Origin of the sequence: Euzebya rosea, assembly GCF_003073135.1 — a bacterium.
Classification (GTDB): Bacteria; Actinomycetota; Nitriliruptoria; order Euzebyales; family Euzebyaceae; genus Euzebya; species Euzebya rosea.
In genome coordinates, this window is the sequence record NZ_PGDQ01000006.1 from 382721 (window position 1) to 406460 (window position 23740).

Annotated in this window: 24 protein-coding genes; 20 read left to right on the plus strand and 4 right to left on the minus strand. The window is 71.7% G+C overall.

The window, feature by feature from the left end:
* Nucleotides 1-374 precede the first annotated feature (374 nt).
* The 7 genes from CUC05_RS10810 (at nt 375) to folE (ending at nt 7848) form a co-directional block, all read left to right on the plus strand.
* The gene (locus CUC05_RS10810) at nt 375-1460 is read left to right on the plus strand and encodes a hypothetical protein (RefSeq protein WP_108666095.1); all 1086 of its coding nucleotides are present in this window, start codon (nt 375-377) and stop codon (nt 1458-1460) included.
* A 110-nt stretch (nt 1461-1570) separates the two neighbouring features.
* Entirely contained in the window at nt 1571-1882 is a 312-nt protein-coding gene (locus CUC05_RS24665) for a hypothetical protein (protein WP_157965450.1), read from the plus strand.
* Between the two features lie 86 nt (nt 1883-1968).
* A complete protein-coding gene (locus CUC05_RS10815; protein ID WP_240606245.1) occupies nt 1969-2964 on the plus strand; it encodes a zinc-dependent metalloprotease in 996 nt (331 codons plus the stop codon).
* Nucleotides 2937-4412 (plus strand): tRNA lysidine(34) synthetase TilS, encoded by a 1476-nt coding sequence (gene tilS, locus CUC05_RS10820; protein ID WP_108666096.1) that lies wholly within the window; start codon nt 2937-2939, stop codon nt 4410-4412. Before CUC05_RS10815 ends, tilS begins: the two co-directional genes overlap by 28 nt.
* The gene (gene hpt, locus CUC05_RS10825) at nt 4409-4966 is read left to right on the plus strand and encodes a hypoxanthine phosphoribosyltransferase (RefSeq protein ID WP_108666097.1); all 558 of its coding nucleotides are present in this window, start codon (nt 4409-4411) and stop codon (nt 4964-4966) included. The genes tilS and hpt overlap by 4 nt, the downstream gene beginning before the upstream one ends.
* Before the next feature lie 141 nt (nt 4967-5107).
* Nucleotides 5108-7111 carry an ATP-dependent zinc metalloprotease FtsH gene (gene ftsH / locus CUC05_RS10830; protein WP_108666098.1) on the plus strand — a complete coding sequence of 668 codons (2004 nt, stop codon included), beginning with the start codon at nt 5108-5110 and terminating at the stop codon, nt 7109-7111.
* Nucleotides 7112-7227: 116 nt separating this feature from the next.
* Nucleotides 7228-7848, plus strand: coding sequence for a GTP cyclohydrolase I FolE (gene folE, locus CUC05_RS10835; RefSeq protein WP_108666172.1), 621 nt, complete (start codon nt 7228-7230; stop codon nt 7846-7848).
* A 1-nt stretch (nt 7849) separates the two neighbouring features.
* On the opposite strand, the gene CUC05_RS10840 is transcribed toward folE, so the two are convergent.
* Entirely contained in the window at nt 7850-9139 is a 1290-nt protein-coding gene (locus CUC05_RS10840; RefSeq protein ID WP_108666173.1) for an aspartate aminotransferase type Ic, read from the minus strand.
* Nucleotides 9140-9372: 233 nt separating this feature from the next.
* Between CUC05_RS10840 and folP the strand changes: the two genes are divergently transcribed.
* Nucleotides 9373-10512: a dihydropteroate synthase gene (folP, locus tag CUC05_RS10845; RefSeq protein WP_205712259.1), complete on the plus strand. Its 1140-nt coding sequence runs from the start codon at nt 9373-9375 to the stop codon at nt 10510-10512.
* A gap of 9 nt (nt 10513-10521) precedes the next feature.
* On the opposite strand, the gene CUC05_RS10850 is transcribed toward folP, so the two are convergent.
* Nucleotides 10522-11484: a DMT family transporter gene (locus CUC05_RS10850; protein ID WP_108666099.1), complete on the minus strand. Its 963-nt coding sequence runs from the start codon at nt 11482-11484 to the stop codon at nt 10522-10524.
* A gap of 100 nt (nt 11485-11584) precedes the next feature.
* Here CUC05_RS10850 and folB point away from each other — a divergent pair, with 100 nt between their 5' ends.
* The 8 genes from folB to CUC05_RS10890 all read left to right on the plus strand — a co-directional run bounded on the left by folB (nt 11585) and on the right by CUC05_RS10890 (nt 18005).
* The gene (gene folB / locus CUC05_RS10855; protein WP_108666100.1) at nt 11585-11977 is read left to right on the plus strand and encodes a dihydroneopterin aldolase; all 393 of its coding nucleotides are present in this window, start codon (nt 11585-11587) and stop codon (nt 11975-11977) included.
* Nucleotides 11978-11991: 14 nt separating this feature from the next.
* Nucleotides 11992-12567: a 2-amino-4-hydroxy-6-hydroxymethyldihydropteridine diphosphokinase gene (gene folK, locus CUC05_RS10860; RefSeq protein WP_205712260.1), complete on the plus strand. Its 576-nt coding sequence runs from the start codon at nt 11992-11994 to the stop codon at nt 12565-12567.
* Entirely contained in the window at nt 12564-13433 is an 870-nt protein-coding gene (locus CUC05_RS10865) for a Rossmann-like and DUF2520 domain-containing protein (RefSeq protein ID WP_108666101.1), read from the plus strand. The genes folK and CUC05_RS10865 overlap by 4 nt, the downstream gene beginning before the upstream one ends.
* Before the next feature lie 99 nt (nt 13434-13532).
* Nucleotides 13533-14921 carry an LppM family (lipo)protein gene (locus tag CUC05_RS10870; RefSeq protein WP_108666102.1) on the plus strand — a complete coding sequence of 463 codons (1389 nt, stop codon included), beginning with the start codon at nt 13533-13535 and terminating at the stop codon, nt 14919-14921.
* Entirely contained in the window at nt 14918-15772 is an 855-nt protein-coding gene (panC, locus tag CUC05_RS10875) for a pantoate--beta-alanine ligase (RefSeq protein WP_108666103.1), read from the plus strand. Before CUC05_RS10870 ends, panC begins: the two co-directional genes overlap by 4 nt.
* Before the next feature lie 119 nt (nt 15773-15891).
* Complete coding sequence (gene panD, locus CUC05_RS10880; RefSeq protein ID WP_108666104.1) at nt 15892-16305, plus strand: aspartate 1-decarboxylase; 414 nt, start codon at nt 15892-15894, stop codon at nt 16303-16305.
* Between the two features lie 12 nt (nt 16306-16317).
* Complete coding sequence (nadC, locus tag CUC05_RS10885) at nt 16318-17238, plus strand: carboxylating nicotinate-nucleotide diphosphorylase (protein WP_108666105.1); 921 nt, start codon at nt 16318-16320, stop codon at nt 17236-17238.
* On the plus strand, nt 17238-18005 hold the full coding sequence (locus CUC05_RS10890) for a type III pantothenate kinase (protein ID WP_108666106.1): 768 nt from the start codon (nt 17238-17240) through the stop codon (nt 18003-18005). Before nadC ends, CUC05_RS10890 begins: the two co-directional genes overlap by 1 nt.
* Before the next feature lie 13 nt (nt 18006-18018).
* On the opposite strand, the gene CUC05_RS10895 is transcribed toward CUC05_RS10890, so the two are convergent.
* The gene (locus CUC05_RS10895; protein ID WP_108666107.1) at nt 18019-19608 is read right to left on the minus strand and encodes a hypothetical protein; all 1590 of its coding nucleotides are present in this window, start codon (nt 19606-19608) and stop codon (nt 18019-18021) included.
* Between the two features lie 89 nt (nt 19609-19697).
* Between CUC05_RS10895 and lysS the strand changes: the two genes are divergently transcribed.
* From lysS to CUC05_RS10915, 4 genes are all read left to right on the plus strand, one after another.
* Nucleotides 19698-21266, plus strand: a complete 1569-nt coding sequence (gene lysS, locus CUC05_RS10900) for a lysine--tRNA ligase (RefSeq protein ID WP_108666108.1) — start codon at nt 19698-19700, stop codon at nt 21264-21266.
* 182 nt (nt 21267-21448) lie between these two features.
* Entirely contained in the window at nt 21449-21784 is a 336-nt protein-coding gene (locus CUC05_RS10905) for a YciI family protein (RefSeq protein WP_108666109.1), read from the plus strand.
* Between the two features lie 15 nt (nt 21785-21799).
* Nucleotides 21800-22141 (plus strand): YciI family protein, encoded by a 342-nt coding sequence (locus CUC05_RS10910; protein ID WP_108666176.1) that lies wholly within the window; start codon nt 21800-21802, stop codon nt 22139-22141.
* Between the two features lie 8 nt (nt 22142-22149).
* Nucleotides 22150-23370 carry an RNA polymerase sigma factor gene (locus CUC05_RS10915; protein ID WP_108666110.1) on the plus strand — a complete coding sequence of 407 codons (1221 nt, stop codon included), beginning with the start codon at nt 22150-22152 and terminating at the stop codon, nt 23368-23370.
* Here the strand turns inward: CUC05_RS10915 and CUC05_RS10920 are convergent, their stop codons facing one another.
* Nucleotides 23371-23739 (minus strand): RNA-binding S4 domain-containing protein, encoded by a 369-nt coding sequence (locus CUC05_RS10920; protein ID WP_108666177.1) that lies wholly within the window; start codon nt 23737-23739, stop codon nt 23371-23373.
* Nucleotide 23740 lies beyond the last annotated feature (1 nt).

The following is a 23740-nucleotide window of genomic DNA, read 5'->3' on the forward strand; positions in this document are numbered from 1 at the left end:
CGCAGGTTGGTTCGGGCCCCGCCGGACCCGAACCACCTGGATGGCGTTCCCTCGATACGCCACCAGAGCGAGCCGCCCGCCCCCTACCGCAGCTCGACTCACACGAGTGTGGCCGTCGAACAACTTCTCGTCGATGGCTCGAAATGACCAAATGAACCGTGCGCACTTCGGACCGTTCTCGGACGGTCTGATGCGTACGGCCCACAAAACCCGGACGAAACGTCGGCAGGTGCGGCCACTGTCGAACGAGAACATGCCTACGAGCGAGGAACGTGCACCGAACGTCCCCGCGGACACACGACCGAACGCGAAAGACCGAACGCGAAAGGAGGACACCGATGGATCGACAGGCCCCAGAGTCGCCTCGAGGCCCGGTGCCCTCCCGCGCCGCGACACGTCGCCTCGAGGACGGCCTGCGGCGCGAGGTCGACCACTACCGCACGACGCTGGCCGAGGACCTGGTCGACGCCCACCTCGCGGCAGAGCATGGCGACCACGACCGTGCGATCGCCACGCTGGAGTCCCACCTGGCCTCCCTGGAGCAGCTGCAGTCGCGCGTGCAGCGCGTGGTGGCCGGCGCGCTGGTGGAACGTGATGCCGAGGACGTCGTGGACCGCGCCGTGGGCGCAGCCGCGCAGGCGGTCCCCCCACCACCTCCCCCAGTCCACCCTCCCGAGGTCGACGTGCGGTCCGCCGAGGAGCCCACGACGGAACCGGCCACACCCACCGCTGGCGGTTCGCTGCGGCGCGGCGTCGTCGCCGCCCTGGCGCTGGCCGCCCTGGCCTTCGCTGGCCTCGGCCCGCTCCGCGCCCCGGAGCCCGATCCGCTGCTGGCTGCCGTCCAGGCATCCGAGCACGCCCTCGCGGCTGCGGAGGCTGCCGAGTCGGGGGAGGCCCGCGACGTGCACGTCCTGACCGCACGGTCGGCGTCCCTGCACGACGCGATCGACGGCCTGCCCGCCGACGTCCGCGACGAACCCGAGGTGCGCAGCTGGCTGCGCATGGTCATCACCGAGCAGCACGCGGCGCTGTCGGAGCTCCTGGGGACGGTGCCGTCTGTCGATGTCCTCCTGGCCGACCTCGGCCGCCTCGCCGCGGACCTCGACATCTCCCTGCCACCCGTGATCGCGACGCCCGCCATGCCCGACGTCCCGGACATGGCCGACACGGAACCGTGGGGGGACGACGGACGGATGGTCGAACCGGCACCTCGCCCCGGCCCCGGCCCCACCGCCGCCGAGCCCGCGACAGCCTCGCCGCAGGACGGCCCCCGGCCGACACCTCCCACCACTCCCACCACCCCGGCGACCGCGGATCCCGAACCGACGACCGAACCGACCACCGACGACGACTTCGTCGTCCCGCCGCTGGACCTCGACGGCGACGAGGACGACCAGGCGGACGGCGTCGAGACCGACTTCGGCGACGCCGACGGCCTCGGGCCGATGTCGGCTGGCTGACGGTCCGCCGACTTCTGGCAGGGGCACTCAACCGAGTACAATCCCGGCCCCAGCGCCGCCGTCCACGGTGTGTGCGAACACGATCGACAACGACGAGGTCACTCGCTCCGATGGTTACTCGAACCCTTTCCGCCCTGCTGCTCGCCCTGATGGTGGTCGGTCTCGTGGCCGGTCCGGTCATGGCGACCGAGGGCGAGGAGAGCCACTTCACGGAGTACTCCGAGATCCGTGAGAACGCCTCCGACATCGGGGCGGAGTTCCTGACCCCCGACGCCGAGGATGCCGAGCGCCCGGGGTTCTTCGACTGGATGATCTACCCGCTGGCCGCCGCCGGTGTGCTGGTCGCCGGGTTCGTGATCATGCAGTACCTCGTCTTCCAGCCGCGCTTCGCCCGCGAGGCGGAGGCGCGATCCAAGCGCTGACTCCCACCGACCAGGAGGGTTCGGCGACGCTGGCCGACTGGGCCCTCGCCGAACGCGTCGGCCGTCGGGTCGCCGGGTTGTCCGTGGTGCGGGCGACCGGTGAGGACGTGCGTCGCCTGCGGGGACAGGTCGCCGACGCCGTCGCGCTGGCTGACCGTGCCAGCCGTGATGTGACCGAGCTCGGGGCCGACCTCGGCCCGGCGGACGCACGGGTCGTCGGTCGCGGCGAATGGATCCGGTCCAACCTGCAGTCGATGCGGTACCTGACCGACCCGTTCGCCGACGCGCTGCTGTCGCGGTCGTCGTTGCCGAAGTCGGTGTCGGCCAAGGCGGTCGGCATGCAGGTCGGAGCGATCTTCGGGTTCCTGTCCACGCGGGTCCTCGGCCAGTACGAGGTCTTCCTGCCGAACGGCCGCACGCCCGGACAGCTCACCCTCGTCGGCCCCAACCTGCTGCAGGCCGAGCGTGACCTGGCCGAGGAAACCGACATCGACGGGACCGACCTGGTCCTCGGGGTCGTCCTGCACGAGCTCGGCCACCGCCTGCAGTTCGAGGGTGTCGACTGGCTGCGCGGCCACCTGCACGCCATCATCACCACCTACCTCGCCGAGACCCAGATCGACCCCGACCGCCTGAAGAGCGGGCTGTCGCAGCTGAAGTCTCGGATCGGCCAGGGCGGGCTGGACGTTCGCGACGTCCTCGAGGCGTTCCTCAGCCCCGAGCAGGCCGTGCAGATGGCCCAGGCGCAGGCGCTCATGTCGGTGCTGGAGGGCCACGGGAACATCGTCATGGACTGGGGGGTGGAGGTCCTCGCCGACGACGGCGTGGATCCCTCGCGCGTCCGGACGGCGCTGAACCGTCGACGGTCCTCGCAGTCGGGGCCCGGTCGGCTCGTCGGACGGGCGCTCGGCATGGCCATGAAGGCCGAGCAGTACGCCGTCGGTGAGCAGTTCATCGCCGAGGTCGCCGAACGGCACGGGCGCGACACCTTCCACCGCGTGTGGGAACGGCCCGAGCACATCCCCAGCCCGGATGAGCTGGAGGATCCCGACGCATGGGTGACACGGATCACCGCGGCCTGACCGCCGCCGTCGCCGACGTCCTGGACCGTCACGTCCCGGCGGATGCGACCGTCGTGCTGGGGGTCTCGGGCGGCCCCGACTCCGTGGCGCTCCTGCACCTGGTCGCCGGCGCCCGGCCGGACCTGCGGCTGGTCGTCGGCCACGTCCGCCACGGACTGCGCGACGACGCCGTCGATGCCGAGGCGGCCGCCGCCAACGCCGCGGTCCTCGGCGCCGGCATGGTCGTCCTGTCGGTCGCCGTGGGGGAGGGGGAGGGGCCAGAGGACGCCGCCCGCATCGCACGCCACACGGCGCTGCTCGGCCTGGCGCGCGAACGGAGTGCAGCGGCGCTGCTGCTCGGCCACACCGCCGACGACCAGGCCGAGACGGTGCTCCTGCGGCTCGCACGGGGGACCGGGATCGACGGGTTGGCCGGCATGCGCCCGGCCACCGAGCGCGACGGGATCCCGATCCTTCGTCCCCTGCTCGGACTCCGCCGGGCCGACGTGCATGCCGTCTCGGACGCGCATCCGACCGCCGTGGATCCGTCCAACACCGACGACCCCGACCAGCGACGCGGACGGGTCCGCCGGGACGCGCTGCCCGCGCTCGCCCGCCTGCGACCCGATCAGGGCGATCCCGTCCCCGCGCTGGCGAGGCTGGCCGACCTGGCCGCGGCCGACGCGGCGCTGCTGGACGCCGTCGCGGTGACGCCGGGCACGGTCAGCCGTTACGGCACCGCGGTCGTGGTGCACATGGACGCCACGATCCACCTCGGGACCCCCCACCGCGATGGTTCCGTCCCTACGGGCACGGCGCTCGACGGCACGGCGCTCGACGGCACCGCCCTCGACGGCACCGCCCTCGACGAACGCGTCCACGAGGCGGTGCGGCGCCGGCGGGTACGGGCGGGGTGGCGGATGCTGCCCGGAGGCCATCGCCTGTCGCCGGACGCCGACTCGATCGAGCGGATCCTCGGGTTGACGGCCGGGGAACGGATCGACGTGTCCGGTGGGGTCCGGGCGACGGGCGCGGACGGGTTCCGCGTCCTCCTCGACCCAGCCGTCCCGACCTGGGACGCGCAGCCGCTGCCGCTGCGGGAGGTCGTGTCGCTGCCGGACCTGGGGATCGCCTGCGTGGTGCATGCCGGCGTCGCCGGCACCGCCGTGCCGGAGGGCCACCCGATGGGTCCGCCGCCATGGACCGCAGAGGTGGCCATGCCACCGAGCGGTCCCGGCGGGATCGTGATCCGTCCCCGTGCCGCGGCGGGCGACCGGCACCTCCGCAAGGTCCTGCAGCGGACTCCAGCAGCACTCCGGGATCAGGTACCCATCGTCGTCGCGGCCGACGGCACCGTGCTGACGGTCGGGGATCGGACGATGGCCCCCGCCGTGCCCGGACAGCCATGCCTGCGGATCTCCGTGGCCGCCGACGGGAGCGGGTCGACCGGTTATCGTGGCGGTCCATGACTTCCCACGCGGCGCCCGATCATCCCGACATCGAGAAGGTCCTCATCAGCGAGGAGGAGATCCGCGACCGCCTGTCCGAGCTCGGCAAGCAGATCTCCGAGACCTACGCCGGGGAGCAGGTCGTGGTGACCGCCGTCCTCAAGGGCGCCTTCATCGTCCTGGCGGACTTCGCCCGGTCCCTGGACGTCGACACCATCTTCGACTTCATGGCCGTGTCGTCCTACGGCGCGTCGACCAAGAGCAGCGGCGTCGTGCGGATCCTCAAGGACCTCGACATCGAGATCGAGGGCCGTCACGTCCTGATCGTGGAGGACATCGTCGACTCCGGCCTGACCCTGTCCTACCTGCTGAAGAACCTGCGGGCGCGGGGACCCAAGTCGGTGGAGGTCATGGCGCTGCTGGTCAAGCCGGACGCCGCCAAGGTCGACATCGGCGTGAAGTGGACCGGCTTCGAGGTCCCCAACGAGTTCGTCGTCGGGTACGGCCTCGACTACGACGAGCGGTACCGGAACCTGCCCTACATCGGCACGCTCAAGCCCGAGGTCTACAGCTGACGTCCAGTCCGACGAGGGGCAAAGACGGGGTAAAGCTGCCATGACGGTCGGGTCCGCCGTTCGGGGGCCGCTGGTAGCATCCGACCGCAGGCGCAGGCGCCAGCCGGTCCCTGCGAGGCGTACACAGGACTGAGTGAGTCGATGAACGTACAGCGCTTCCTGCGAGGGCCACTGCTGTGGATCACCCTCCTGCTGATCGTGGCCCTGGCCATGGTCTCCACGCTGGGGAGCTCCTCCGCACCCGAGGAGCTGACCTACGGCGAGTTCATCCAGGCGCTGCAGGACGGCGAGCTGGCCTCGGTCACGATCCTGTCCGGCTCCAACGGCCTGAAGGGCGAGTTCGTCGAGCCCCGTGGCGAGTCGGAGGCCACCGAGTACACCGCGACGTTCAACCCGATCGTCAACGACGAGCAGCTCGACGCCGAGCTGCAGGCGGCGGGCATCGAGGCCGACCAGCTCGACGTGGACGCACAGGACCAGAACCTGTTCGTCAGCCTGCTGATCAACCTCATCCCGTTCGCGCTCATCTTCCTGCTGTTCTTCTTCCTGATGTCGCAGATGCAGGGTGGCGGCGGCCGGGTCATGAGCTTCGGCAAGGCCAAGGCCAAGCAGATCTCCAAGGACCAGCCCAAGGTCACGTTCGAGGACGTCGCCGGTGCGCAGGAGGCCGTGGAGGAGCTGCGGGAGATCAAGGACTTCCTGGCCAACCCCACCAAGTTCCAGGCCATCGGCGCGAAGATCCCCAAGGGTGTCCTGCTGTTCGGTCCCCCCGGAACCGGCAAGACCCTGCTGGCCCGCGCCGTGGCCGGCGAGGCAGGGGTGCCGTTCTTCTCCATCTCCGGTTCGGACTTCGTGGAGATGTTCGTCGGTGTCGGCGCCTCCCGCGTCCGTGACCTGTTCGAGCAGGCCAAGTCCAACGCCCCCGCGATCATCTTCGTCGACGAGATCGACGCCGTCGGTCGCCACCGCGGCGCCGGCATGGGCGGCGGCCACGACGAGCGCGAGCAGACCCTCAACCAGCTGCTGGTGGAGATGGACGGCTTCGACGTCAAGACCGGCGTCATCCTGATCGCGGCCACCAACCGACCCGACATCCTGGACCCGGCGCTGCTGCGTCCCGGCCGCTTCGACCGCCAGATCGTCGTCGACCGGCCCGACATCGTCGGCCGCGAGGCGATCCTGAAGGTCCACGCCCGGGGCAAGCCGCTGGCCCCCGACGCCGACCTGACGGTGCTGGCCAAGCAGACCCCCGGCCTGACCGGTGCGGACCTGCAGAACCTCATCAACGAGGCCGCGCTGCTGAGCGCCCGTCGCGGAGTGGCGGAGATCACCATGGCCTCCCTCGAGGACGCCATCGACCGTGTCCTGATCGGTCCCGAGCGCCGCACCCGGCTGATGCACGAGGACGAGAAGCGGCTGACGGCCTACCACGAGGGCGGCCACGCCATCGTCGGCCACGCCCTGCCCCACGCCGACCCCGTGCACAAGGTCACGATCATCCCGCGCGGCCAGGCGCTGGGTGTCACGATCTCGCTGCCCGAGCGCGACAAGTACGGCCACTCCCGCCAGGAGCTGATCGACCGCATGGCGATGGCCCTCGGCGGTCGCGTCGCCGAGCAGCTGACCGTCGGCGACTACACCACCGGGGCCGGCAACGACATCGCCAAGGCCACCGAGATCGCCCGCAAGATGGTCACCGAGTGGGGCATGAGCGAGAAGCTGGGCCCGATCCAGTTCGGCCACGCCAGCGGTGAGCCGTTCCTGGGCCGCGAGACCAACCACCCCAACTACAGCGCCCAGGTCGCCTCGATGATCGACGAGGAGATCCGCAACCTCATCGACGAGGCCTACGACGAGGCCGTCCAGATCCTGGTGGAGAACCGCCAGGTCCTGGAGGAGATGGCCGACGAGCTGATGGAGCACGAGACCTTGGACAAGGAGAAGCTGGCCGCGGTCCTCAGCCGGGTCACGCCGCGTCCGTCGCGCTCCAGCCGACCGCTGATGAACGGCGAACCGTCGGGGCTCAGCCCCGAGCAGGTCGTCGCGGCCCTGCGCCGCGGAGACCCCGTGGCACTCAACCCCGCCGACGGCCCCGAGGGCGCTGCGCAGCTGGTCAACCCGCGGTCCGCGGTCGACGACGCGTGAGCGACGGCGACCGGGTCGATCCCGACGGGATCGGCGGACGCGACCGCGCCGAGGTGTCCGCCGAGGACATCGAGCTTCGTGCCGTGGAGGTCAGCGGCCAGGCCTCCGACGACCGCGTGCGGGTGCTGACCACCGCCGAACCGCAGCGACGCTTCGACCACGACAGGATCCGGGCAGGCGTGCGGATGTTGTTCGAGGGCATCGGGCTGGACCCCGACTCCCCGACGATCCGCGACACCCCCGACCGGGTCGCCCGGATGTACGACGAGGTCTTCGCCGGCCTGCTGATCGACCCCGAGGACGTGGTGTCCACCACGTTCGACGAGGGCCACGACGAGATCGTCATCGTCCGTGACATCCCCTTCGCCTCGATCTGCGAACACCACCTCGTGCCGTTCGTCGGCCGTGCCCACGTCGGCTACCTGCCGGGCCACGACGGGCTGATCACCGGGCTGTCCAAGCTGGCCCGCCTGGTCGACGTGGTCGCCAAGCGGCCCAACCTGCAGGAGCGCATCACCGCGGAGGTCGCCGACACCCTCGAGCGGGTCCTGTCGCCGCGTGGCGTGATCGTCCAGATCGAGGCCGAGCACTTCTGCATGACCATGCGGGGCGTGCGCAAGCCGGGCGCCATGACCGTCACCTCGGCGGTGCGCGGGACCATCCGCGAGGACGCCCGCACCCGCGCGGAGGTCATGTCGCTGATCGGCGGCCCCCGCGTGTCCTCCTACGGCCCGTAGGTCACGTCGGGCCGGGCTGCACCGCTTCGCCCGTGCCGTCCCGTGACGCCCGCTGGCGGGCGATCGCCAGGCGGACGCAGGTGACGACGACCTCCATGGCCAGGCGGACCTCGTCGAGGGTCGGGAAGGACGGGGCCAGCCGGATGTGGCTGTCCTCGGGGTCGTGGCCCAGCGGGAACGCCGCCCCGGCGGGGGTCAGGCGCACCCCGGCGTCGGCGGCCAGCCCGACCACCTCCGTCGCCAGGCCCGGCGGGGTCCACAACGACACGAAGTAGCCGCCCGTCGGGGTCGTCCAGCGGGCCAGGCCGGTCAGGCCCCGCTCCAGCGCGGCGACGGTCGCGTCGACCTTGGGCGCGATGAGCTCGGCGTGGCGGACCATGTGGGCCCGGAGCGCATCGATGTCGGGCAGCAGCATGACATGACGCTGCTGGTTGACCTTGTCGGGACCGATCGTGACGGCGGACAGGTGCTGCCGCAGCGTGGCGAGGGTCTCGGGCCCTGCGGCCAGGAACGACAGCCCGGCGCCGGCGAAGGTGATCTTCGACGTCGAGGCCACGTGGATGACCGACTCCGTGGTGCCGGCTGCCTCGCAGGCCGCCCACAACGACGCCATGAGGATCGGCTCGGGCGTCAGGTCGTGCACGGCGTAGGCGTTGTCCCAGATGACCCTGAACCCGCGACGCGCTCGGTTGCCCAGCTCGGCCACGCGCGCGACCACCTCGTCGCTGCAGATCGCGCCGGTGGGGTTGGAGTGCTTGGGGACCAGCCACATCGCGGCGACGTCGGGGTCGTCGGCGACGATCGACTCGACGACGTCCATGTCCGGGCCGTCGTCGCCCATCGGGACGGGGATCATCTCGTGGCCCAGCCGCTCGCTGACGGTGAAGTGGCGGTCGTAGCCGGGGACGGGACAGAGGACCTTGACCGACGGCCGGGTGGTCCACGCCGATCCCGGGCCGTCCCAGCCGAAGTGGGTGCCCACGAGCATGGCGTGGAACATCATCTCCAGGCTGGCGTTGCCCCCGACGAGGACCGCGTCGGCGGGGACGTCCATCAGCATGGCCCCGAGGCGCTTGGCGGTCGGCAGCCCGTCGATCCCGCCGTAGTTGCGCAGGTCGGTGCCGTCGTGCCGGTAGGTGCCCGACAGGATGCCGTCGAGCCGGTCCGACAGCGCCAGCTGGTCGGGTGAGGGCTTGCCGCGGGTCAGGTCAAGGGCGAGGCCCCGGGCCCGCAGGTCGGCGTGTGCGGCCTCGAGGGCGTCGAGGTCGAGGGATGTGGTGTCGGCGGGCATCGCAGCTCCGGACGAGGTCGGCGGGACGGTGGCGGCCGCGGACGGTAGCCGCTGGCGGCAGGACCAGTCGAGCAGCCAGTCGGTCAGCTGGTCGGGCACTCGGCCGGTCAGCCGGTCGGTCGGCGGTTCGGTCGGCCGGTCGGTCGACCGGTCGGTCGGCCGGTGGGTCGGTCGCTGGCGAGGAGCGTTGGGTGTCCGGTCGGGGACCGGGGGGATGGACTAGGCTCAGCGACATGGAGGCTGCGCCACTCGTCCGTATCGTCGACGCCAGCCTGGGTGTGGACGCCCAGGTCAGCTTGGTCATCAGCCGGGTCTCCCACCCGGACCGGCTGAAGTCCGCCTGGTCGTCGTCGGGGGCCACGCTGGAACGGATCGGTGATCGCGTGCACGCCACGTCCACGGTCGAGGCGCTCGCGCGCGCCGCCGGCCGGTCGCTGGAGCTCGACGAGGCACGTGCCGTCGACCGCACCCTTCGTGAGGCGGTCGCGGCCTGGCTGGGAACGGCTCCGCCGGTCAAGGCGCGGGGTCGGCTGCTGCCGTGCAACGTCCGCCCGCTCGTCATGGGCATCGTCAACGTGACCCCGGACTCCTTCGCCGACGGTGGACAGCTGTACCCCGATGGCCATCCCGGCCGCGCCATCGACCATGCCCGTGGCCTCGTTGCCGCCGGGGCCGACCTGATCGACCTCGGCGGTGAGAGCACCCGGCCCGGTGCGACCTCGGTGGACGCCAAGGAGGAGCTGGCCCGCGTCATGCCGGTCCTCCGTGCGCTGGTCAGCGACGGGGTGTGCGTCTCCATCGACACCATGAAGGCCGAGGTCGCTGCCGAGGCGCTGCGCGAGGGCGCCGCGATCGTCAACGACGTCAGCGCTGCAGCGAACCCCGAGGTGATCGCCCTGGCGGCCCGCGCCGGTGCCGCGTACGTGCTCATGCACGCCCGCGCCACCCCGGCGGACATGCAGGACCACACCGAGTACGACGACGTGGTGGCCGAGGTGTTCGAGTTCCTCGCCGACGGGCTGCAGGCGTGCGAGGACAACGGGCTGGCGCGCGAACAGGTGATCGTGGACCCGGGGATCGGGTTCGCCAAGACCCCCGAGCAGAGCCTTGCGCTGCTGCGCGCGGTCCCCCAGCTGCGCAGCCTCGGCCGCCCGGTCCTGATCGGGGCGTCACGCAAGAGCTTCCTGGCCACCGCCTCCGGGGTGGACGAGGTCGACGACCGGCTGACCGGCAGCCTGGCCGCCGCAGCGATGGCCGCCGGCGCGGGGGCGGCGTTCCTCCGCGTCCACGATGTCGCCGAGACCGTGCAGGCGGTGCGCACCGCCCGGGCGATCGCAACGGGCAGCACCGACTGGGACCCCGTCACCCGCTGAGGCGGCCGATCAGGAGGGTGACGCCACCCCGGTGGCGGCAGCGCTCACCGCCGGATCGTCGGGGTGGGCGATCACGTCGTCGGTCGTGGTCGGCGTGGCCTGCTGGGACCGAGAGGTCACCCACGCGCCGAAGATGACCAACCCGGTGCCGACCAGGGACACCGGGTGCACCGACTCGCCCCGCACCACTGCGCCGATGGCGATGGCGACGATCGGGACCAGGTAGATGGCGACCGAGCCGCGGGCTGCCCCGACCCGCCCAGCCAGGGTGGCCATGAGCGTCAACGCGACGCCGGTGCCCAGCACGCCCAGCGCGGCGACGGACACCACCGAGGACAGGCCGTAGGTGGCTCGGTCCAGGCCGGCAGCGGCGAACGGCAGGGTGAAGACCGCGGCGGCCATCTGGGCACGGAACATCACGGGCAACGCGCCGTGACGGCGCTGCAGGGGGACGGCGAGGTTCAGGGCCACGCCGTAGAAGACCGTCGCGAGCAGCACGAGCCCGGCACCGATGGCGATGTCACCGCCGATGTCCAGCGACGGAAGGCCGATCAGCACGATCCCGAAGAATCCCGCGATCAACCCGATCCCCACCCCCTTCGGGGGCAGTCGTCGGGACACGAGCGTGGCGACGAGGGCCGCCCACAGGGGCACGCCGCCGTTGATCATCCCCGCGAGCGAGGTGTCGATCCACTGCTGGGCGATCGGGAAGAGCATGAAGGGGATGCCGACCCACAGCAGGCCGAGCAGGACGATCCGCGGCAGGTCGGCACGGTCCACCGACCGGCGGGCACGTGGCACCAGGCCGAGCGCGCCTGCGCCGAGCGTGATGCGGATGAAGGCCACTTGCGCCGGGGTGAAGTGCTCCAGCCCCACGGCGATGAAGAGGAAGGAGGACCCCCAGATCAGTGCAAGCGCGATCAACATCCCCCAGTCCGCGGCGGCGAAGGGGTCCAGCTCCTGGTCGGTCATGGGCACGATGGTGCCGAAGCGGACCGGTCCACTTCACACACCACCCGCCCCTCCTGACAGCCCGGTGGGCGGTGCCGCTCGCGTCTAGTCTTCGAGCACTGTGACCGACCGCACCGCGACCGACCGCCCCGCGACAGACCGAATAGAGATCACTGGCCTCCGTGTCAGGGGGCACCACGGCGTCTTCGACCACGAGAAGCGCGACGGACAGCCGTTCGTCGTGGACGTCGTGCTCGAGGCCGACCTGTCACGGCCGGCGGTGACCGACGAGCTCGGCGACACCATCGACTACGGCACGCTGGCCCAGCGCATCGCCGACGAGGTCCGTGCCACCCGCTTCGACCTGATCGAGCGCCTGGCCGGCCACCTCCTCGACGTGGCCATGTCCGACCCCATGGTCACCGCGGCCGAGATCCGCATCGCCAAGCCCGAGGCGCCGGTGACCGAGGAGTTCGGTGAGGTGGCCGTCCGACTGCGGCGCGAACGCCAGTGATCGGCGAAGGACCGGTGCGAGCCGTCCGGTGGCTGCTCGAGCGGTACCAGCCGCCTGCGGGGCCGGAGGCGGCGTTCATCGGGCTCGGGGGCAACGTCGGCGACCGGCTGCACTACCTCAACCGTGCCGTCGCGTTGCTCGACGAGACCCCGAGGACCGCGGTGGAGGACATCTCCAGCGTCTACGAGACCGAGCCGGTCGGGCCGTCGGAGGACAGCTACTACAACATCGCCGTCCGGCTGCGGACCGAGCTGTCCCCCGCACGGCTGCTGCAGGCGTGCCAGCGCATCGAGGCCACCCTCGGCCGGGTCCGGACCGTGCGGTGGGGACCTCGCACGATCGACCTGGACATCCTGGTCTACGGCGACCGGGTGCTGGAGGACCCGCGGCTGACGGTGCCGCACCCGCGGCTGACCGAGCGAGGGTTCGCGCTGGTGCCGCTGATGGAGGTGGCGCCGGGATGGCGGCTGCCCGATGGCCGGTCCCTCGCGCGCTGTGCGGTTGAGCTGGCCCCCATCGAAGGGGTTGCCGCCATCGGCCGGCAGGTGTCGTTGACCCCGCCCCCACCCATGCCGGAGCTCGAGCGGTGAGGGATGTCGCCGTCATCGGCCCCGGACGGGTCGGTGGGTCGCTGGCCATCGCGCTGCGGCGACGCGGAGACCGGGTGCGGTCCGTGGCGGGCCGCGACGGATCGGCCTCGCTGACGGCGTTCACCCGCGTGGTCCCCGACGTGGAGGTGCGTCCCCTCACCGACGTCGCCGACGGGGCCGACCTGGTGCTGGTCTGCATCCCCGACGACGTCATCGAGGTCACGGCACGCCGGGTGGTCGCTGCCGAGGGCGTGGGTGAGGGGCAGCGGTGGGTGCACACCTCCGGTGGCCACGGCGTCGGCGTGCTGTCCTCGGTCGCGGCGGCCGGGGGCCGGGTCGCCGCGTGCCATCCCGCGATGACCTTCCCCGATCCGGTCACCGGGGCGGACAACCTGCGCGGGGCCTCGTGGGCCGTCACCGCCGATGACGTCGACCTGACCTGGGCCCGCCAGCTCGTGGTCGACCTCGACGGCGCTCCTGCGACGGTTCGCGATGTCGACCGGACGCTGTATCACGCCGCCCTGGCCGTGGGCAGCAACGCCACCACCGCGGTGGTCACCATGGCGCGCGACCTGCTGCTGGGGGCTGGCATCGAGGATCCCGCGGCCTTCCTGGGCCCCCTCGTGACCGCCTCGGCCACGGGCGGGGCCAGCCGTGGCGTCGAGGCGTTGACCGGTCCTGTCCGCCGGGGCGACGCCGGGACCGTGGCCGCGCACCTCGACGAGCTCGGCGTCAGCTTCCCCGAGGTCGTGGACACCTACATCGCACTGGCCGACCTCGTCCTGGTCCACGCCGTCCGGGCGGGGCTGGACCCCGATCGGGCCGACACGGTCCGCCGCGCCCTCGATCGGCGCCGAGCCGGGTGACGGGTCCCCTTTGTGACAGGAGCCGGACGTCTCGGTGTGCGAGGATCGGCGTCCTCTACGCTGATCCGCAGTCGAGACCAGACGCTGAAGGGGACTCCCGTGACCAACCTGCCCGCCGCGCCGCGCCGGTGGCTCCTGCCGCTCATCGCGCTCCTCGTGCTCAGCACCGCGTGCACGGTGCGCTTCCAGACCGACGTCGTGCTGTCGGAGGACAACACCGCCACGCTCGACCTGATCATCGGCGTCCGCTTCGAGGGCGACCTGCCGCCGGAGGCCACCGAGGGCGCGGAGGACATGGATCCCGAGGAGACGGCGTCGGAGATCCGAGCGCTGGCCGACCAGTGCGGGTTCTCCGAGGACGCGGTGACCGCGGGGGAGTACACCGAGGACGACTTCATGGGCGTCCAGATCACCCTCACCAGCGTCCCGATCGAGTCGATCAACTGCTTCCTCGGCGAGGACCCCGACAGCCCGTTCGAGGAGTTCTCGATCGTGCGTGACGGCGACGACTTCGTCTTCAACGGCACCATCGACCTCAACCAGGCGGTGGCCGGGTCGGGCCTGGGACAGAAGCGCCAGGTCGCCCAGGCAGACGAGGTCGCCCAGGACACGCCGGAGGAGATCCAGCAGCAGGTCGACGAGGCCTTCTCCGAGCTCGAGCAGCAGCTCGAGGGCCTGCCGACGGACTTCCCGACCGACTTCCCCGACGATCTCGGGTCGGAGCTGGAGAACCTCGGCAGCGAGTTCGAGCAGGGCTTCGAGGACGCCCTCGGCGGGGCAGCCCCCGAGTTCGAGGCGACGGTCTCGGTCACCTTCCCCGGCGAGGTGAGCGAGCACAACGCCGACACCATCGAGGGCAACACGGTGACGTGGAACCTGTCAGTGGACTCGGCGACCACGATGATGGCCGTCGGCTCGGCGACCGAGGGTGGTGGCTCCAGCAACCTGCTGTTCGTCATCATCGGTGTGGTCGTGCTGTTGCTGATCCTCCTCGGACTGTTCCTCTTCCTCCGCAGCCGCGGCAAGAAGAAGAACGCCGCCGCCCCGCCGTTCGGCGGCCCCCCCGGCGCGGGTGGGTACGGCGCGCCCGGGCAGCCCGGCCCGCAGGGTGGCTTCGGTGCGCCCGCGGGCGCCCCGCAGCAGCCGCAGGGTGGCTTCGGTGCACCTCCGGGCGCGCCGCAGCAGCCGCAGGGCGGCTACGCCGGCCCTCCCGCTGCGCCGCAGCAGCCGCAGGGCGGGTTCGGTGTGCCCGGCCAGGCGCCCTCGTCGGGTGGGTTCGGTGTGCCCGGCCAGGGTGCCCCGCCGCAGGCGGGCTACCAGCCCCAGCAGCCGCAGCCACCCCAGCCGCAGGCCCCGCAGCAGCCGCAGCCGCCGCAGCCGCAGCCGCCGCAGGGTGACCAGCCCGGAGGCGGCGGGTTCGACCCGAGCTCCACGCGGACGTTCCGTCCCGAGGACCTGCTGCCGCCCGAGGACCCGAACAACCGGTGAGCCACGACCGCCCGCACCTCGTCCGGACCCCGGAGGAGGTGCGCACGGTGCTGGACACCCACCGGCGTGCCGGCCGGACCATCGGCTTCGTGCCGACGATGGGTGCCCTCCACGAGGGTCACCTGTCGCTGGTCCGCGCCGCTGCCGCAGCCGACGACGTGGTCGTGGTCAGCATCTTCGTCAACCCGCTGCAGTTCGGTGAGGGCGAGGACCTCGACGCCTATCCGCGAACCCTCGACGCCGACCTGGACCTGCTGGCCCCCGAGGGCGTGACCCTGGTCTTCAGCCCGGCGCCATCGGCCTTCACCCCCGACACGCGCCGGACCACCGTCCACGTGGAGGGGTTGACCGGCGGGCTCGAGGCGTCGACGCGGCCCACGCACTTCGACGGCGTGACCACGATCGTGACCAAGCTGTTCAACGTCGTGCAGGCCGACCATGCCTACTTCGGCGAGAAGGACTTCCAGCAGCAGGCCATCCTGCGGCGCATGGCCGTCGACCTCGACATGCGGACCGAGGTGGTCACCTGCCCGATCGTGCGCGAACCCGACGGCCTGGCCCTGTCCAGCCGCAACATCTACCTCACACCCGAACAGCGCCGGGACGCGCTGGTCCTCTCGGGAGCGCTCCGGGAACTTGCCGACGGATGGGAAGGAAACGTCGATTCGGGGCGTTCACTGCTTCTGGGTAGACTCACTGCTGCCCAAGGAATCCAGCTGGACTATGCGGAGATCATCGATCCCGAGACCCTCGAACCCCTCGAGGGCGTCCGGTCAGGAGACTGTCAGGCAGTGGTAGCCGCCTGGGTCGGGACGACCCGCTTGATCGACACGATGCGCTTGCGCGTCTGAGCGACGCGACCGCGTCGAGGTCCAGCGGAACGCGACGACGCAGCAGCACCACGCAGAAGAGCTTCCCACTCGGTTGGAGCCCGCAGATGACGGGCCTGGCACGACGAAAGGCAAGAGCTGTGTTCCGCACGCTGATGAAGTCCAAGCTGCACCGCGCGACGGTGACCGGAGCCGACCTGAACTACGTCGGTTCGATCACGATCGACCCGGACCTGATGGACATGGCGGATCTGATGCCCAACGAGCGCGTCCAGATCGTCAACAACAACAACGGTGCCCGCCTCGAGACCTACGTGATCGAGGGCGAGCGCGGATCCGGCGACATGTGCCTCAACGGTGCGGCGGCGCGCCTGGTCCAGCCCGGCGACAAGATCATCGTGATCAGCTACGGCATGTACGACCGTGCCGAGCAGGCCGAGCACGAGCCCACCGTCGTCATCCTCGACGACTTCAACCAGCCGGTGAACCTGCTGGGCAACGAGCCGGCCCACTCCACGATGGCCGATCTCGCGAGCCTGTCTGACCTGACGTAGCATCCGGCGGCCATGACCGAGGTCGCCCCCCGCCAGCCCGCGCTCGTCCCGCTGTCCGCAGTGGTGGCGACCGCGCTCGCCGAGGACCTCGGTCCCGGCTGGTCCGCCGATGACGACGTGACCGCCCGCGCGACCGTTCCTGCGGACGCGCGGGTGACGGCCTCGTTCGTCCCGCGCCAGGCCGGCGTCGTCGCCGGACTGGACGCCATCACCGAGACCTACCGCCAGGTCGACCCGTCCCTGGAGGTCGATCTGCGCGCTGCCGACGGGGATCCCGCCGTCCCGGGCGAACCCATTGCGGTCGTGTCCGGGCGGGCTCGCGCCGTGCTCGCCGGTGAACGCACCGCGCTGAACCTCCTGACGCACCTGTCGGGCATCGCCACCGCAACCCGCACCCTGGTCGACGCGGTGGACGGCACCGGGTGTGTCGTGCGCGACACGCGCAAGACGCTTCCCGGCCTCCGCCTGGTCGAGAAGGCCGCCGTGCTCGCAGGTGGCGGCCGCAACCACCGCATGTCGTTGGTCGACGAGCTGCTGGTCAAGGACAACCACGTCGCGGCTGCCGGCGGCATGGGCAACGCCGCGACGGGCGCCCTGGCCGCCGCCGACGGCCTGCCCGTGCAGATCGAGGTGGACTCCCTCGCCCAGCTCGACGTCGTGCTGGCCTCCGGGGGAACCCGGGTGATGCTGGACAACTTCTCGCTGGCCGACACCGAGGAGGGTGTCCGACGCTGCCGGGCGCTCGCGGAGGAGACCGGACGACCGATCTTCGTCGAGGCCTCCGGCGGCATCACGATCGAGACGGCCCCGGCCATCGCCGCGACCGGGGTGGATGCCGTCGCCGTCGGCGGCCTGACCCACTCCTCCGGCGCCCTCGACGTCGGCCTCGACATCGCCTGGGACACGGGCCACGCCGGCAGCGAGGACGCCTGATGCTGCTCGCGGTCGACGTCGGCAACTCCAACACGGTGATCGGGGTCTACGAAGGCACCGAGCTGGTCGAGCACTGGCGCATCGCCACGGACTCGCGGCGCACGGCCGACGAGCTGGCGCTGCTGTTCCAGGGGTTCATGGCCTTCCAGAACCTCTCCTTCTCGCGCAACGTGCACGGGGTGGTCCTGTCCTCCGTCGTGCCGCTCATGACCGAGCGGCTGGTGGAGATGACGCGCAAGTACTTCCACTTCGCCCCCGTGGTGGTCCGGCCGGGCACCAAGACGGGGTTCGCCATCAACATGGACAACCCGCGCGAGGTCGGCGCCGACCGGCTGGTCAACGCCATCGCCGCACACGATCAGTTCGGTGGGCCGGGGATCGTCGTGGACTTCGGCACGTCCACGAACTTCGACGTCTACACCGCCGACGGCACGTTCATCGGCGGCGTCATCGCGCCCGGCGTCATGCTGTCGATGGAAGCGTTGTCCTCACGCGGCGCCCAGCTGCCGAAGTTCGAGCTCCGTCGGCCGCGCTCCGCCATCGGCCGCAACACGGTCGAGGCGATGCAGTCGGGTGCCGTCTACGGCTTCGCCGGCCAGGTCGACCGCATCGTCGAGAAGCTGACGGAGGCGCTGGAGGCCGAGCCCGTGGTCATCGCCACCGGTGGCCTGGCGTCGGCGATCGTCGAGGAGTGCCACACCATCAGCCACCACGAGCCGTGGCTGACGCTGTCCGGCCTGCGGATCATCTGGGAGCGCAACACCTGATCCGCCGCCGGGCTCACCCGCCGATCGCCGCCATCGCGACGTCCTCGGTGGCCGCGACGCCGACCATGACCTGATCGCCCCGGCACACGATCGTCCCCACCTTCCCGTCGAGCCTCGGCTCGGTCAGCTGCCACCACTCGGTCACCGCGTCGCACAGCCCACCGCCGTCGACGAAGGCCAGCGCCACCACGTCGGCGTCGGCACCGCCATCGGCCTGGCGCCACAGGCTGATGCGGCCGCCCTGCCAGCCTCGCACCAGCTCGACGGGGTCCTCGAGTGCCTGCTCGGTGTCGCCCCCGGGTGCGGCGAACAGCCAGCTGAGCTGGGCAGCCCCGAAGGTCCGCTCCTCCACGAGCTCGAAGCCGTCGGGGCCGGGCAGCGGCGCGGGGTCCTCGGGGACCACCGGGTCGCCGAACAGCACCTCGGCGGTCGTGGCCGGGGGCGACTGCAACAGCGCGTCAACGGCGTCCCATCCGCCGTCGGCGTAGGCGTTGCACACGAACGTCGGTCCGGCGACGTAGGGGAAGGTCAACGACGAGGCGAGGTAGGGCGGGACGTCGTCGAGTCCAGCACCGGCGGCCAGCAGGTCCGGGTCCGACAGCAGGCCCAGCAGGTCACCGGGGGACACCGCGACCGCCGTGGCGATCGTCTGCAGCGCCACGGCGTCGCCTTCGACGATGGCCAGCTCCGCCATCGCAGCGTCCTCGTCGTCGGGGTTGTCGTCCAGGGCCGGCAGGCCGACGACGGCGTCGGCCAGCGCGTGCTCGAGCTCGTGGACCAGCGTGAGCAGGCCGGCGATGTCCAGCTCGTCGCTGGCGTCGTCGCTGCGGACGACCAGCTCCTCGGTGTCGGGGTCGTAGAACCCGGCCACCTGGTCGCCCAGCAGCTCGGTCTGGGTCTGTCGCAGGTCCAGGCCGGGCGGGATGGCGCCGAGCGCCGACAGCATCGCCAGGTCGATGCCGGCAGCTTCCTCGGAGTAGCCCGAGTCGACCTCATCCGCGATCCGCTCGCGCACCTCCTCGCTGGTCAGGATCGCCGGATCGAGCGTGCCCGGGAACCGATCCCCCCGGATGGCCTCCACCGCATCCAGCGACGAGGCGATCTGCTCGGGCACCGTGTCACCGGTGATGTCGGCGACGTCCGTCAGATCGGCGAGGCAGCCGCTCGTGTCGGCCTGCGGGCCGTCCAGCAACCCCTCCAGGTCACCGCCGAACGGACCGTCCCCGTCCAGGATGCCCCCGTCCTCCAGCAGGCCCTCGAGGGTGTCGAGCAGCTCGTCGGGGTCCGCGCCCAGCAGGTCCTCGAGGGGATCGGTGGGCGTGTCGGGCGCGGTGGCCGCGCCGGACTCCAGCAACTCGATCCGGGCATCCCGGTCGGCGACCTCCTCGGCGAGCTCCGTCGCCCGGTCACGGGCTGCCTCGAGCCGAGTGGTCTGCACGACGGCGACGGTCCCTGCGGCGGCCAGCGCGACGATCAGCACGATGACCGCCGTCAGGAGCACGGCCGTGCGGCCACGGCCGGCCGGACCTGCGGGCGGGGACGGCTCGGGGGCGGGCTGGGTCCACGTCGGCTGGTACGGCTCGAAGCTGGGGGGCTGGCTCACCCGCTGAACAGTAGCGAGGTCGAACCCACGGCCGCTGCAGTCGTCCACAGGGTGCACGAAGCGGGCAGGGTGACCTACCCTTCGCGCCTGTGTCCGACTCCACCTCCCCCCAGCCCGACGCCGTGACCGGCGCTCCCTCCGCCGACGCGTCCACCGACGCGGCGAGCGCCTCCGACGCCAGCCACCTCGACGAGCTGGTGCGCCAGCGACGCGAGAAGCTGGAGGCGTGGCGGGCCGACGACGTGGAGCCCTACCCCGTCGGCGTCGACGTGCCCGACCGCATCCGCGCCGTCAACGCGGCGTGGGCCGATCGCCTGGACGCAGGGGAGGAGACCGACGAGGTCGTCACCGTCGCCGGGCGGATCGTGATGCGGCGTGGCATGGGGAAGCTGGTCTTCCTGGTCCTGCGCGAGCGGGGCGAGGACCTGCAGGCCATGGTGTCGAAGAAGGAGGTGGGCGAGGACGCGATGGGGCACGTCGACTGCCTCGACACCGGCGACTGGGTCGCGGTCACGGGCCGGATCATCCGCTCGCGTCGTGGTGAGCTGTCGGTCATGGCCAGCGAGGTCACGCTGGTGTCCAAGGCGCTGCGCCCGCTGCCCGACAAGTGGCACGGGCTCAGCGACACCGACACCCGCTACCGCCAGCGCTACGTCGACCTGATCGTCAACGACGACTCGCGCCGAGTCTTCGAGATCCGGACCCGGGCGATGCAGGCCCTCCGGGCGGAGCTGATCGACCGGGAGTTCCTCGAGGTCGAGACCCCGCTGCTGCACCCGATCCCCGGCGGCGCCACCGCCCGGCCGTTCGTCACCCACCACAACGCCCTCGACATCGACCTGTACCTGCGCATCGCGCCGGAGCTGTACCTCAAGCGGCTGATCGTCGGCGGCATGGACCGGGTCTTCGAGCTCGGACGCGTGTTCCGCAACGAGGGGCTGTCCACGCGGCACAACCCCGAGTTCACGATGCTGGAGACCTACGAGGCCCACACCGACCACGAGGGCGTCATGGCCCTGACGCAGGCGCTCGTCCAGCGTGCCGCCGTCGAGGCCACCGGCGGGACCACGGTCACCTACGACGGTCGCGAGGTCGACCTCGGCGGTGACTTCGCGCGCCGACCGCTGCTGGAGCTGGCCCGCGAGGCCACCGGCCGCGAGGACCTCGGCTACGACAGCGACATCGACGACGTCCGTGCGCTGTGCGACACCCACGAGGTCCGCTGGGAGAACGGCTGGGGGGTCCAGAAGCTGATCGTGGAGCTCTACGAGAAGCTGGTCGAGCACACCCTGTGGCAGCCGACGTTCGTGACCGAGCACCCCATCGAGACCTCCCCGCTGGCGCACAGCCACCGTGACCTGCCGCACGTGACCGAACGGTTCGAGCTGATCGTGACTGGTCGCGAGCTGGCCAACGGCTTCTCCGAGCTGTCGGACCCCGACGACCAGCGCGCGCGGTTCGACGCGCAGGTGGCCGCCAAGGCCGCAGGCGACGCCGAGGCGATGGGCCTGGACGAGGACTACCTCCGCGCCCTGGAGTACGGACTGCCCCCGACCGGGGGCCTCGGCATCGGCGTGGACCGCTTCGTCATGCTCCTCGCCGACGTCCAGACCATCCGCGACGTGATCCTGTTCCCGACGCTCCGGCCGGAGGCCTGAGCGACGGGAACTCCGGGGGGTCGAAGGGGGGCGGAGCCCCCCTGGGCAAACAGGGCCCGACGCTCCGGCCGGAGGCCTGAGCGACGGGAACTTCTTTCGGCACGCTGTCGATATCGAGCATCCCGGTTCGTCAGAGTGGTGAGTGGCCGGCAGAGGTCCGGCCCCGAACCCTGGAGATCACCATGAAGTACATGATCCTGCTCGCCGGCGGCACCGACCAGACCGAGGAGGAGGCAGCCGCAGAGATGCCCCTGTGGTTCGCCTACGACCAGGCGACCAAGGACGCCGGTGTGTTCGTGGCGGGCGACGCCCTGTACCCGGTCGAGACCGCCAAGACGGTCGCCGTGGCCACGGGAACGGTGACCGACGGGCCGTTCGCGGAGACCAAGGAGGTCATCGGCGGCTACTACGTCCTCGACGTCGAGGACGAGGCCGCGGCCCTCGACTGGGCCAGGAAGCTGCCGCCCAGCGTCACCGCCGAGGTGCGCCAGGTCATGGTCTTCGACGAGGAGGGGTAGTCGGGCGTGAAGTACATGCTCCTGATCCGCTCCGACATCCAGGAGTGGAACCGCTTGGGGGAGGACGGCCAGCGACAGCTGTACGCCGACTACGACGTGCTGCACGCGCACGTGGCGTCGACCGGCTACCTGGTCGACGCCAGCCCCCTGGCGGCCCCCGATGTCGCCACCACCGTGCGGGTCCGGGGCGGTGAGGCCGTCGTGACCGACGGGCCGTTCGCCGAGACCAAGGAGCACCTGGCCGGGTACTACCTGCTGGACTGTCCCGACCTCGACGCCGCGCTCGACGTGGCGCGGTGCATCCCCGACGCACGGCTGGGGTCGGTCGAGGTCCGGCCCCTGCGCACGATCCGCTGAGGACGCCCGTGGACCCCCGTGCCCTGGTCGAGCGGGCGTTCCGTGACGACCAGGGCCGGGCGGTCGGTTCGTTGGTCCGTGCCTTCGGCGACCTCGCGCTCGCCGAGGAAGCGGTGCAGGAGGCCTACGCACGGGCGCTCCACACCTGGGCCGACGATCCGCCGGACAACCCGGGGGGCTGGATCCTGACCACTGCCCGGAACCGCGCGATCGACAAGCTGCGGCGGGCGGGCCGACTGGAGGCCAAGACCGCGGAGATGGCCGTCGAGCTGGACCGCCGGCAGGCGGGGGCCGACGACAACCCGTTCGCCGAGACGATCGTCGACGACCGACTTCGGCTGATGTTCACCTGCTGCCACCCCGCCCTCGCCCAGGACGCCCAGGTGGCCCTGACCCTTCGCCTGGTCGCGGGCCTGACCACCCCGCAGATCGCCCGTGCGTTCATGGTGCAGGAGTCGACCATGGCCGCCCGGATCACCCGTGCCAAGAAGAAGATCAGGGTCGCGGGCGTTCCGTTCCGAGTCCCTCCCGACCACCTGCTTGCCGAGCGGCTCGCGGCCGTGCTGTCGTGCGTGTACCTGATCTTCAACGAGGGCTACCTGCGGGCCGAGGGCGAGGTCCTGCTGGACGCCGAGCTGTCGGGGGAGGCCATCCGCCTGGGCCGCCTGCTGCACCGCCTGATGCCCAACGAACCCGAGGTGACCGGCCTGCTCGCGCTGATGCTGCTCATCGACAGCCGACGCCGCAGCCGCACCCGTGGCCGCCGGCTGGTCAGGCTGGAGGACCAGGACCGGACGCGCTGGGACCGCGGGCTGATCGAGGAGGGATGCGCGCTGGTCGAACGGGCGCTGCGCCGCGGCCGCCCGGGCCCCTACCAGGTCCAGGCCGCCATCCAGGCCGTCCACGCCGAGGCCGCGACGTGGGGCGACACCGACTGGGCCCAGATCGCGGGCCTCTACGCCGCGCTGTCGGTCGGCGACCCCTCCCCGGTCATCGCCCTCAACCACGCGGTGGCCGTCGGCATGGCAGAGGGGCCCGTGGCCGGCCTGACCGCGATCGACCGGATCGACGGACTCGACGGCTACCACCTGCTCCACGCCGCCCGCGCGGACCTGCTCGCCCGGCTCGGCCGGACCGACGACGCCCGCGAGGCCTTCACCCGCGCCCGCGCCCTGACCGACAACGTCGTCGAGCGGCGCCACATCGACGACCGCCTCGCCGACCTGTAGTCAGCGCAGGCGGCGGAGGCGCTCCATCTCGCGGCGGTCCTTCTTCGTGGGGCGACCGCTCCCGCGGTCGCGGGCTCCCGCCAGCGAGGCAGCCGATTCCCGCGGCGGCGGGGGAGGGGAGTGGTCGGCGTAGCACTCCACCGCGATCGGGGCGCCGACCCGCGAGTCGATCACCCGCAGGACTTCCACGACGCGCTGGTGCTGGTTGACCCGCGCCTCGATGCGGTCGCCGACACGGACGGGTGCGGCCGGCTTCGCCTTCTTGCCGTTGACGGTGACGTGGCCGGCCTTGCAGGCGTCCGCAGCCGTGGCCCTGGTCTTGTACAACCGGATGGCCCACAGCCACCGGTCCGCTCGCGTGGACTCCATG